General features: G+C 70.1%; 3 protein-coding genes, 1 tRNA gene and 1 rRNA gene. 1 reads left to right on the forward strand and 4 read right to left on the reverse strand.

The features are described 5' to 3' along the window. Positions 1-135: 135 nt before the first annotated feature. Positions 136-5,631 (reverse strand): HAMP domain-containing protein, encoded by a 5,496-nt coding sequence (locus tag ACZ4A5_RS11060; RefSeq protein WP_467581220.1) that lies wholly within the window; start codon positions 5,629-5,631, stop codon positions 136-138. Between the two features lie 254 nt (positions 5,632-5,885). Between ACZ4A5_RS11060 and ACZ4A5_RS11065 the strand changes: the two genes are divergently transcribed. Next, on the forward strand, positions 5,886-8,504 hold the full coding sequence (locus tag ACZ4A5_RS11065; RefSeq protein ID WP_467581263.1) for a SpoIIE family protein phosphatase: 2,619 nt from the start codon (positions 5,886-5,888) through the stop codon (positions 8,502-8,504). Positions 8,505-8,557: 53 nt separating this feature from the next. Here ACZ4A5_RS11065 and ACZ4A5_RS11070 read toward each other — a convergent pair. The 3 genes from ACZ4A5_RS11070 to rrf form a co-directional block, all read right to left on the reverse strand. Next, positions 8,558-8,633, reverse strand: a tRNA-Thr gene (locus ACZ4A5_RS11070). Positions 8,634-8,693: 60 nt separating this feature from the next. Further along, positions 8,694-9,377, reverse strand: a complete 684-nt coding sequence (locus ACZ4A5_RS11075) for a DegT/DnrJ/EryC1/StrS family aminotransferase (protein ID WP_467581223.1) — start codon at positions 9,375-9,377, stop codon at positions 8,694-8,696. A gap of 117 nt (positions 9,378-9,494) precedes the next feature. Beyond that, a 5S ribosomal RNA gene (rrf, locus tag ACZ4A5_RS11080) occupies positions 9,495-9,582 on the reverse strand; the annotation flags it as partial.

Raw genomic sequence — 9,582 nt, forward strand, 5'->3', positions numbered from 1 at the left:
CACCCTGTCACCACGATGTCACTGTGCACGTAGCGGAAACGTGGTGGGGGACCAGAAGGTTCCCCGAATCCCGTGCTCCCACACGTCTTCGGCCACAGTCTGTCAACAGGTGGTCAGGAACAGTCCGGTTACCCGTCACTCACCGCGCATCCACTGCTCCATCACCGTCAGCAGATGATCCGTATCGACCGGCTTGGTGACGTAGTCGGAAGCCCCGGCGTCGATGCTCTTCTCCCGGTCGCCCTTCATCGCCTTGGCCGTCAGCGCGATGATGGGCAGGCCCGCGAACTGCGGCATCCTGCGGATCGCCGCCGTCGTGGCGTAGCCGTCCATCTCCGGCATCATGATGTCCATCAGGACCACCACGACGTCGTCGTGCTGCTCCAGGACCTCGATCCCCTCGCGGCCGTTCTCCGCGTAGAGCACCGACAGACCGTGCTGTTCCAGGACGCTCGTGAGCGCGAACACATTGCGGATGTCGTCGTCGACGATCAGCACCTTCTCGCCGTGGAAGGTGCCTCCGAAGCCCTTGCCGAATCCGTGGCTCGACGGTTGCTCTGCGTCACCACTCGGTTCGTTCGGCCAGGAGTCCTCCTCCGGGACCGACGACGGCTGGGCCGCCGCTGCCGGGGCGGCCCCGGGCGCGCCCAGCGCGGGCCACTGCTGCGCCGCCTGTGCGGCGCGCTGGCGGCGCAGGAAGAGCCCGGCCGCACCGCGCGCGGGCTCGGCCGCCGACGGGGCCGCGTGGTCGCCCGCGCCGCCCACCGGCTCCGCCGCGGCGAGACCGTGGGTGCCCGGCGTGAGCTGCGGATAGCCCTGAGGCGGCAGCTCACCCGTGTTGAGCGGGAGGTAGAGGGTGAAGGTGGAGCCACGGCCCGGCTCGCTCGCCGCGTGGATCTCACCGCCGAGCAGCCTGGCGATCTCCCGGCTGATGGACAGCCCGAGGCCCGTACCGCCGTACTTACGGCTGGTGGTGCCGTCCGCCTGCTTGAACGCCTCGAAGATCACCCGCATCTTGCTCGCCGCGATGCCGATGCCGGTGTCCGTCACCGAGAAGGCGATCACGTCACCGTCGGCGTCCCGCAGCGAGCCCGCCTCCAGCAGCTGCTCCCGGATGCTGTCCGGCACATCCCCGCCGGCCGGGCGGATGACGAGCTCGACCGCGCCGGTGTCGGTGAACTTCACCGCGTTGGACAGGAGGTTGCGCAGCACCTGGAGCAGTCGCTGTTCGTCCGTGTGCAGCGTCGCCGGGAGCTCCGGCGAGACCCGTACGGAGAAGTCGAGCCCCTTCTCCGCCGTCAGCGGCCGGAAGGTCGCCTCCACGTAGTCGACGAGCTGCACCAGGGCGATACGGGTCGGGCTGACGTCCATCTTGCCCGCCTCGACCTTCGACAGGTCCAGGATGTCGTTGATGAGCTGGAGCAGGTCCGAGCCCGCGCCGTGGATGGTCTCCGCGAACTCCACCTGCTTCGGCGAGAGGTTGCCCTCCGCGTTGTCGGCGAGCAGCTTGGCGAGGATCAGCAGCGAGTTGAGCGGCGTGCGCAGCTCGTGCGACATGTTGGCCAGGAACTCGGACTTGTAGCGCATCGAGACGGCGAGCTGCTCGGCGCGCTCCTCCAGGACCTGCCGGGCCTCCTCGATCTCGGTGTTCTTGACCTCGATGTCGCGGTTCTGCCGGGCCAGTCGCTCGGACTTCTCCTCCAGCTCGGCGTTGGAGATCTCCAGCGCCTTCTGCCGGTTCTCCAACTCCGCCGACCGCTCGCGCAGTTGCTCGGTCAGCTCCTGCGACTGCTTGAGCAGCACCTCGGTCTTGGTGTTGACGCTGATGGTGTTGACGCTCGTGCCGATCATCTCGGCGATCTGGTTGAGGAAGTCCTTCTGGATCTGCGCGAACGGCTGGAAGGACGCCAGCTCGATCACGCCGAGGACCTGCCCCTCGAACAGCACCGGCAGCACGATCACATGCGCGGGTGGCGCCCCCCCCAGACCAGAGGCGATCTTCAGATAGCCCGGTGGGACGTTCTCCACCAGGATCGTCCGCTTCTCCTGCGCGGCGGTGCCGATGAGCGTCTCGCCCGGCCGGAAGGAGGTGGGCATCGAGCCCATCGAGTAGCCGTAGGAGCCGAGCATCCGGAGCTCGTACGCGTCCTCGCCCTCGTCCGGCTGACCGCCCGTGGGCATGGCCAGGAAGAACGCGCCGTGCTGGGCCGAGACCACCGGCGTCAGCTCGCTCATGATCAGCCCGGCGACGTCCTCCAGATCGCGGCGGCCCTGCATCAGGCCGGAGATCCGGGCGAGGTTGCCCTTGAGCCAGTCCTGCTCCTTGTTGGCGAGCGTGGTCTCGCGGAGGTTGGCGATCATCGTGTTGATGTTGTCCTGGAGCTCCAAGATCTCGCCGGCCGCGTCCACGTCGATCTTGAGGTTGAGATCGCCGCGGGTCACCGCGGTGGCGACCTCGGCGATGGCCCGGACCTGCCGGGTGAGGTTCCCGGCCATCTCGTTCACCGACTCGGTGAGATCGCGCCAGGTGCCGTCCACGTCGCGCACCCGCGCCTGACCGCCGAGCTGGCCCTCCGTACCCACCTCGCGGGCCACCCGGGTCACCTGGTCCGCGAAGGACGACAGCTGGTCGACCATGGTGTTGATGGTGGTCTTGAGCTGGAGGATCTCACCGCGCGCGTCGATGTCGATCTTCTTGGTCAGATCGCCCTGGGCGATGGCGGTGGTCACCATCGCGATGTTGCGGACCTGGCCGGTCAGGTTGGACGCCATCGAGTTCACGGACTCGGTGAGGTCCTTCCAGGTCCCGCTGACGCCCAGCACCCGCGCCTGGCCTCCGAGGATGCCGTCGGTGCCGACCTCGCGGGCCACGCGCGTGACCTCGTCCGCGAAGGAGGACAGCGTCGTCACCATGGTGTTGACGGTGTCGGCCAGCTGCGCGACCTCGCCGCGCGCCTCGACGGTCACCTTCTTGGTCAGGTCACCGTTGGCGACCGCGGCCGCGACCTGCGAGATGTTGCGGACCTGACTGGTGAGGTTGTTGGCCATCAGGTTGACGTTGTCGCTGAGGTCCTTCCAGATGCCGGTGACGTCCCGCACCCGCGCCTGGCCGCCCAGCTGCCCCTCGGTGCCCACCTCCCGGGCCACGCGCGTGACCTGCTCGGCGAAGTCCGACAGCTGGTCCACCATCGTGTTCACGGTGGTGACCAGTTCGAGGATCTCGCCCTTCGCGTCGACCGTGATCTTCTTCGAGAGGTCGCCCTTGGCGACCGCCGTCGTCACCTCGGCGATGTTGCGCACCTGGGAGGTGAGGTTGTTCGCCATGAAGTTGACGGACTGGGTGAGGTCCTTCCAGGTGCCGGAGACCCCCTGCACCTCCGCCTGGCCGCCGAGGATGCCCTCGGTGCCCACCTCCCGGGCCACGCGCGTGACCTGGTCCGCGAACGAGGAGAGCTGGTCCACCATCGTGTTGAGGGTGTTCTTCAGCTCCAGGATCTCGCCCCGGGCGTCCACGTCGATCTTCTGCGACAGGTCACCCCGGGCCACCGCGGTGGCGACGCCGGCGATGTTGCGCACCTGGGCGGTCAGGTTCCCCGCCATGCCGTTGACGGAGTCCGTCAGATCGCGCCACACCCCGGCCACGCCCGGCACCTGCGCCTGACCGCCGAGCCGGCCGTCCGTACCGACCTCGCGGGCGACCCTGGTGACCTGCTCGGCGAAGGCGGAGAGCTGGTCGACCATCGTGTTGATGGTGTTCTTCAGCTCCAGGATCTCGCCCCGGGCATCCACGTCGATCTTCTGCGACAGGTCGCCACGCGCGACGGCCGTCGTCACCTGCGCGATCTGGCGGACCTGCGAAGTGAGGTTCCCGGCCATGAAGTTGACCGAGTCGGTGAGCTCCTTCCAGGTGCCGCTGACGCCGTCCACCCGGGCCTGCCCGCCGAGCCGGCCCTCGGTGCCCACGTCGCGGGCCATCCGGGTCACCTGGTCGGCGAACGAGGACAGCTGGTCGACCATGGTGTTCACGGTGTTCTTCAGCTGGAGCATCTCGCCGGAGACATCGACGGTGACCTTCTGCGAGAGGTCGCCGTTGGCCACCGCGGTCGTCACCTGGGCGATGTTACGCACCTGCCCGGTGAGGTTGCGGAAGGCGGTGTTCACCGAATCGGTGAGGTCCTTCCAGGTGCCCGCCGCGCCCGGAACCGCCGCCTGACCGCCGAGTTCACCCTCGACGCCGATCTCCCGCGCCACACGCGTCACTTCGGCGCCGAACGCGGAGAGCTGGTCCACCATCGTGTTGACGGTGTTCTTCAACTCCAGCATCTCACCCGACACATCGACGGTGACCTTCTGGCCGAGATCGCCGTTGGCCACCGCCGTCGTCACCTGGGCGATGTCCCGCACCTGCGTGGTGACGTTGCGGAAGGCCGTGTTCACCGAGTCGGTGAGGTCCTTCCAGGTGCCCGCGGCACCCGGCACCTGTGCCTGGCCGCCCAGCAGGCCGTCGGCCCCGACCTCGCTGGCCACGCGCGTGACCTCGTCGGCGAAGGTCCGCAGCGTCTCCGTCATCTGGTTGATCGTCTCGGCCAGCTGCGCGACCTCGCCGCGCGCGCTCACCGTCACCTTCTGCGACAGGTCGCCGTTCGCGACCGCCGTGGTGACCTGCGCGATCCCCCGCACCTGAGCCGTCAGATTGCCCGCCATGAGGTTGACGGAGTCGGTCAGGTCCTTCCAGACGCCCGCCACACCGGGCACCTGCGCCTGACCGCCCAGCTCGCCCTCCGTGCCCACCTCACGGGCGACCCGGGTCACCTCGGAGGCGAACGACGACAGCTGGTCGACCATCGTGTTCACGGTGTTCTTCAGCTCGAGCATCTCCCCGGCCACATGGACCGTGACCTTCCGGGAGAGATCGCCCTTCGCGACCGCCGTCGTCACCAGGGCGATGTCCCGCACCTGAGCGGTGAGCCGGGACGCCATGGTGTTGACGGAATCCGTGAGGTCCTTCCACGAACCCGACATCCCGCGCACCCGGGCCTGCCCGCCCAGCTTGCCCTCGGTGCCGACCTCGCTCGCCACCCGCGTCACCTCGTCGGTGAACGCCGACAGCTGGTCCACCAGGCCGTTGACGGTCCGCCCCACCTTGAGGAACTCACCGCGCAGCGGATGCGCCGCCCCGTCCGCCCCCTGCGACCGCAGGTCCATCCGCTGCTCCAGGTCGCCCTCGGCCACCGCCGACAGCACCCGGCCCACCTCGGAGACCGGCCTGACGAGATCGTCGACCAGGGCGTTGGACGCGTCGATCGCCGCCGCCCACGCCCCCTCGCAGGCCCCGACCTCCAGCCGCTCCGTGAGTTTTCCCTCACGCCCGACCACCCGGCGCACCCGCGCCAGCTCGCCCGTGAGCTGCATGTTCCGGTCGGCGACGTCGTTGAACACCGCGGCGATCTCGGCCATCACGCCGTCACCGGCGACCGTCAGCCGCTTACGGAAGTTCCCGTCACGCATCGCGGAGAGGGCCGACAGCAGCCGGTTCAGGGCCGCCGTGTCCACTTCCGTCGTCCCATTGGCCCGGGACCGTCCGCCCTTCGCGCGCGTGCTCACGCCCCGCGCCGCTGCGCCAGACTCCACCGTGTCCCTCCCGCTGGGTTCGATCATCCTCGTCGGGCTTCCGTTTCAGTCTTTCCCAGTGTTTCACCCCGGCCCAACCAGGCCATAACAGTTCGGCAGCATCGCACACGGTCCGCGGGCACTCCCAAGGTGGAATCCGTCCGCACCGGCCTCCGCCCGTGCGGTGAGGGTAAGTAACCTGGCATCCGGCCAGGGCAATGGAGGGGCGCTGCGACATGGGTGAGCAGATCGCCGAGACCTACACGAGGAGACCTGTGATCACCGCGCGGGCTGCCGCCACCTTCGAGCCGGTCGGACGCTCGGTCGCCTCCGCCCGTGCCTTCGTCCGGGACACTCTCCAGGGCTGGGGCTTCCCCGACATCATCGACGACGCCGTCGTCCTGACCAGCGAACTCGTCACCAACGCCGTCGTCCACGCCGGCACCTCCGCCGACGTCCTGTGCATGCGCACGGACGCCGGCGTACGCGTCGAGGTCGCCGATCACTATCCGGACCGCGAGCTGCCGCTCCAGAGCTCCGCCCGCAGGCTCGGCGGCGTCGACCGGGAGGGCGGCCGCGGCCTGCTGCTCTGCGCGGCGCTGGCGACCCGCTGGGGCGTCGAGTACAGCAGCACCCACAAGCAGGTCTGGTTCCAGCTCGATCTGCCCGACCGCCCCGCCGGCACCCGCTCGGCGGGCCCCGCGCTCCCCGCGGAGGCCCTGCCCCTCGCCGACACCCGCGTCCGCGTCGCGGTCATCCAGATCGACCGCGGCGGCGTCATCAGCGCCTGGAACGACGACGCCCAGGCGATGTTCGGCTTCCCCGCCGACCAGGTCACCGGCAAGCCGCTGACGGACTTCGCCGCCTGGCCGCACACCCCCGGCACCTCCACCGGCATCGCCGAGGCCCTGCGCCTGTCCCGCTGGGAGGGCTCGTACGGCATAAGGGACGCCGACGGCCGCATCACCCCGGTCTACGCCTCCCACCTGCGCGTACGGGACAACGAGGGCGCGCCCTCCACGGTCTGCCTGCTCGTGCGGGAGGACGAGCGCGCGGTGCTCCAGAGCCTCCAGCGCACCCCCTCGGTGGACGCGGGTACGAGCGAGCGCGGCGGCGCCACGGACCCCTTCGAGGTCTTCATCGGCTCCCCGGCCCCCGACGACCTCGACGGCCTCCTCCAGCGCACGGTCGAGCGCGCCCGCGACATGCTCGACGGGGACGCGGCCTATCTGCTGCTCGCCACCGACGACGAGACCGAGCTGGAGGTCCGCGCCTCCACCGGTCTCCCCTCCGCCCGCCAGCGCTTCGCCCGCGTCCCTGTCGAGGCGGGTACGGGCCGCTATGGCTCGGCCCGGATGCCCGCGGTCCACGAGGACCTCGCCGTCATCCCCGGTGCCGTGCCCCTGCTGGCCGACACCGGCATGCGCTCCGTCGTCACCGTCCCCCTCAAGGTCGAGGGCCGTCTCACCGGCTCGCTCGGCGTCGCCGCCGAGGCTCCCGGACGCTACACCAACGAAGAGGCCCTGCGGCTCCAGTTCGCCGCCGACCGTATCGCCCTCGCCGTCGAACGCGCCCGCCTCAACGAGCTCGAACGTCTGCGCCGCGGTTCGCTCTCCTTCCTCGTGGAGGCGTCCGATCTGCTCGCGGGCACCCTGGACCGCGACCAGACGCTGGCCCTGATGGCCCAGATGACCGTGCCGACGCTGGCCACGTGGTGCGCCGTCTACACCGTCGCCGACCCCGCCTCGGACCCCGAGCTGTCGTATGTCCTGCACGAGGACGAGGACCGCATCGACGGCCTCAAGACCCTCCTCGGCAAGCTCGCGCCGCCGGAGCCCGTCCCCACGCCCGGCGCCCGCGTGTGGACGGCGCCCGCCGAGGCCGCCCACTCCGCGGCGCTGCGCAGCTCCCTGCGCAGCCTCGGGCTGGCCGACATCACCCGGACCGCCGGGCCGAGCACGTCGCTCGCCACGGCGGCCGCCGTCGGCGGCGAGACGGTCGTCCTGCCGCTCGTGGCCCGCAACCGCGTCATCGGCATGCTCACGCTCGGCAAGCCCACCGACGACCACTTCCGCCAGGAGATCCTGGAGCTCGCCGAGGACCTCTCCCGCCGGGCGGCGCTGGCCCTCGACAACGCCCGCCTCTACAGCGAGCGCACCGCCATCAGCCAGTCCCTCCAGCGCAGCCTGCTGCCGCCGGAGCTGCCCCACGTGGCCGGTGTCGAGGTCGACGTCATCTACCGCGCGGCCGGCGAGGGCAATGAGGTCGGCGGCGACTTCTACGACCTCTTCACGATCCGCGACGGCGCCTACGGCTTCGCGATCGGCGACGTCTGCGGCACGGGCCCGGAGGCCGCCGCGGTCACCGGCCTCGCCCGGCACGCGCTGCGCCTCCTCGCCCGCGAGGGCTACGGCGGCCCGGCGGTCCTGGAGCGGCTCAACGCCGCCATCCTCGACGAAGGAGCCCGCAGCCGCTTCCTGACCCTCCTGTACGGCGAGCTGTGGCCGCAGGAGGACGGCAGCGCGATCCTCAAGGTCGTCTGCGCCGGCCACCCGCTGCCCCTGCGGCTGCGCCCGGACGGCACGGTGGAACCCGCGGCGGACCCGCAGCCCCTGCTGGGCGTCATGGAGGACCTGGAGCTGTACGAGCAGACGGTCACCCTCGACCCGGGCGACGTCCTGCTGTGCGTCACGGACGGCGTGACGGAGCGCCGCGAGGGCACCCGCATGCTGGGCGACGACGGCCTGAGCGACGTCCTGTCGAACTGTACGGGCCTCACGGCGGGCGCGGTCGCCGCCCGCATCCTGCGCGCCGTCGAGCGCTTCGCCGCCGAGCCGGCCTCGGACGACATGGCGATCCTGGCGATGCGCGTTCCCGGCCTGCACGAGGAGTGAGTCCGTCAGGACAGCAGAAAGGCCCCCACCGAATGGTGGGGGCCTTTCCTTTATGGAGCCCCAATACGGAATCGAACCGTAGACCTTCTCCTTACCATGGAGACGCTCTGCCGACTGAGCTATTGGGGCCGGCAACGAGATAAAGCATACCCGACGTTCGCACGTCCTTTTGACCACCCGGCCGCTCCCTCAGGCGGCCACCTTCAGCAGCCCGCCGAGCGCATTGCACGCGGAGACCACCCGGTGCAGTTCCCGCTGTGTCGTCGACGCGTCCACGGGCAGCGCGAGGCATTCGTCGGCGGCGCGCTCCGTCTCCGCGAGCCACAACTCCCGCCTGAACGCGGCGGTCCGGTGCACCGGCGTCTGTACGGGCACATGGCACCGCACCCGGCGGGCACGCAGCGCGCGGGCGAAGGCGTCCCGGTCCGGCCGGCCGTTGCCGGGCACCCGCACCACGTACGAGCCGTAGCTGTGCGGGAGTTCGGGCTGCACGGGTGGTGTCAGCACGCCGGTGAGCCGCGCGTTCAGATAAGCCGCGTTCTCCCTGCGCCTCCTGGTGTCCTCGTCCACCGGACGCGGCGGCTCGTACTCGATGACGAGCAGCCCCCGGTCCGCGGCCACGGCCCGCAGCCCCGCCAAGTCGGCGCGGTGGCCGAAGAGATGAACGGGCATCACGGCTGCGGTACGCAGCGTCAGGGCGGCGGCCACCGAGGCCGGGTCGAGGCAGAGGCTGTGCGGGTCGATGTCCGCGAAGACGGGCACGGCGCCGGCTCGCCGCACCGCTTCGGCGACTCCTGCCATGGCGTACGAGGGCACGACGACCTCGTCCCCCGCACCGATCCCCGCCGCCGTGAGCCTCTCCGCTGTCCCCATGGAAGGGAGAGTGACGGCAGGACGTTAACGAGGAGTGACACTCCGCACTTCATCATGAAAACAAAAAAGCTCCGGCATCTGAACAGAAGTTCAGATGCCGGAGCTTTTTGAAAATTTGTTCGGCGGCGTCCTACTCTCCCACACGGTCCCCCATGCAGTACCATCGGCGCTGAAAGGCTTAGCTTCCGGGTTCGGAATGTAACCG

Source organism: Streptomyces sp. NPDC025618 (assembly GCF_055558795.1).